Annotated in this window: 1 protein-coding gene and 1 pseudogene; both read left to right on the forward strand. The window is 56.2% G+C overall.

Annotated elements, in window-relative coordinates; translation table 11 throughout:
* A partial coding sequence (thiS, locus tag FN960_RS23535; RefSeq protein ID WP_368854055.1) for a sulfur carrier protein ThiS occupies positions 1-257 on the forward strand: 257 nt, incomplete at its 5' end.
* A gap of 1 nt (position 258) precedes the next feature.
* Positions 259-397: pseudogene (locus FN960_RS23540) on the forward strand (thiazole synthase); the annotation flags it as partial.

Consider the following 397-nt stretch of genomic DNA (forward strand, 5'->3'; position numbering starts at 1 on the left):
GTGGCGCAGCCTGGCGTTGCGCCGCGCCAGTGGTTGCCCGGTATGCGGAGGAAGCAATGCAGATCCTGTTTAACGATCAACCGATGCAGTGCGCCGCCGGGCAAACTGTTCACGAACTACTGGAGCAACTCGACCAACGACAAGCGGGCGCGGCTCTGGCGATTAATCAGCAAATCGTCCCGCGTGAGCAGTGGACGCAACATATCGTGCAGGATGGCGACCAGATCCTGCTTTTTCAGGTTATTGCAGGGGGTTGAGATGTTACGTATTGCGGACAAAACGTTTGATTCACATCTGTTTACCGGCACAGGGAAATTCGCTTCTTCACAACTGATGATGGAGGCGATCCGCGCTTCCGGCAGCCAGCTGGTGACACTGGCGATGAAACGTGTCGACT

Origin of the sequence: Alkalicoccobacillus porphyridii (assembly GCF_007293315.1) — a bacterium.
Lineage (GTDB): Bacteria > Bacillota > Bacilli > Bacillales > Bacillaceae_D > Alkalicoccobacillus > Alkalicoccobacillus porphyridii.